The 1519-nt window shown below is 60.4% G+C and carries 3 protein-coding genes; all 3 read right to left on the bottom strand.

Annotated features, from left to right (window positions below; genetic code table 11):
- Window positions 1–311, bottom strand: a 311-nt coding sequence (locus L1069_RS23680) for a transposase zinc-binding domain-containing protein (RefSeq protein ID WP_237457281.1), incomplete at its 3' end; no start/stop codon positions are given.
- A gap of 10 nt (window positions 312–321) precedes the next feature.
- Window positions 322–444 carry a hypothetical protein gene (locus L1069_RS24345; protein ID WP_343328086.1) on the bottom strand — a complete coding sequence of 41 codons (123 nt, stop codon included), beginning with the start codon at window positions 442–444 and terminating at the stop codon, window positions 322–324.
- 8 nt (window positions 445–452) lie between these two features.
- Window positions 453–1232 (bottom strand): site-specific integrase, encoded by a 780-nt coding sequence (locus L1069_RS23675; protein WP_343328085.1) that lies wholly within the window; start codon window positions 1230–1232, stop codon window positions 453–455.
- Between the last annotated feature and the right edge of the window lie 287 nt (window positions 1233–1519).

Below are 1519 nucleotides of genomic sequence, written 5' to 3'. Positions count from 1 at the left end.
GCGGGCATCGTGAAGACCACATGGGAGTACTCGACCGGCAACAGGTCTTCCATGCGGGCCTGCATCCAATCCTGCGCCGCAGCACCCTGGCACTTGGGGCAATGCCGGTTGCGACATGAGTTATAGGCGATGTGCTGGTGACCGCATTTGGTGCAGGCGGCAACATGGCCACCCAGCGCAGCGGTCCGGCAGGTCTCGATTGCGGACATCACCTTCAACTGAGGCAGGTTCAGGTGCCCGGCATGGTCACGGCGATAGGCAGGCCCATGGGCGCGGAAGATATCCGCAATCTCCAGTATTGGCCGAGGCATGGGGCCGAAGTCAGCCGGAACCAGCCTTCCGGCTCACCAGCAGATCAAGTGGGCTGGTAACATCCTGGATCGTCTTGGTTGCCACCTTGGTGTAAATCGTCGTTGTCTCCAGCTTGGCATGCCCCAGCAGCACCTGCCCTCTCATCGATACTGCGTATCGACTGCCGGGTAATAGATCACCCGGATGTCTGTTCCACCTTCGAGCAGATGGGTCGCAAAGCTGTGCCGGAGCGTGCGGGGCGACACCTTCTTCTTGATCTCGGCGAAGTCGCGCGCCACGCTGAAAGCCCGGTTGAACTGTTTGGTCGATATCGGATCGACCCGGTTGCGGCCGGGAAAGAGCCAGCCTGCGGGCCGCGCTTCGCGGTAATAATCCCGTAGCAATTCCAGCAGGCTCGGCGACAGCATCACATGCCGGTCCTTGCGGCCCTTGCCCTGGTCAACCCGGATCAGCATCCGGTCGCTGTCGATGTCGCCGACCTTAAGATGCGTGACCTCGCTCGCCCGGAGCCCGCCGCCATAGGCCACACTGAAGGCGGCCCGGTAGCGGAGCCCCGGCCCGGGTGCGGCTTCGAGGATGCGTGTGACCTCTTCAGCGCTCAGCACGACGGGGATCTTTTTCGCCGCACGCTGGAATCGCATGTGCCGCTTCATCTCCGGGCGCGGGCACGTGGTCGCATAGAAAAAGCTCAACACCGTCAGCCGATTGTTGAAGGTCGGCGCACCAACGCCGCGCTCCTTCATATCAAGCTGGAACGCGCGCAGTTCCTCCGGCGTCGCGCTATCCGGCGCATGCCCCAGAAACCGCGTGAAATCGCGCATCGCACGCAGGTACATCGTCTGTGTCTTCGGCTGCAGACCCTTGATCCGCATATCTTCAAGAAAACGTTGGCGCAGCTTGGGAACATATTGATCGGTCATCAGACCCTCCTGTCATTAGATTGAGAAGGTCCCAATCGTCAGACAGGTGCGTTAGTTCGCAAAATCCACGCCACACACATCAACGCGCAACACACGCCACAAGCGCCAGTACCGCGAGAGCGGTTTCGTCCTTGTCCGGCTCTGCCGGCCTTTTGCCTGGCTCGCGGTGAAGGTTCGGTTTGGGTCAGAAATGCTTGACACATGGGGTGGAAATGCCTGGCGAGTGTGGGCCATTTTCCCCAAGAAAGGGCTCGCATTGAGTCAGTTTTGACTGACGTTCTACAACA

Origin of the sequence: Leisingera sp. MMG026 (genome assembly GCF_021654205.1) — a bacterium.
In the GTDB taxonomy this organism is placed as follows: Bacteria; Pseudomonadota; Alphaproteobacteria; order Rhodobacterales; family Rhodobacteraceae; genus Leisingera.
The sequence above is the reverse complement of the archived record's forward strand: the minus strand, read 5'-3'. Positions and strand labels throughout refer to the sequence as shown.

Coding starts and splice junctions, on each gene's coding strand:
- L1069_RS23675 (WP_343328085.1), bottom strand. CDS start 1,232: ATGACCGATCAATATGTTCCCAAGCTGCGCCAACGTTTTCTTGAAGAT.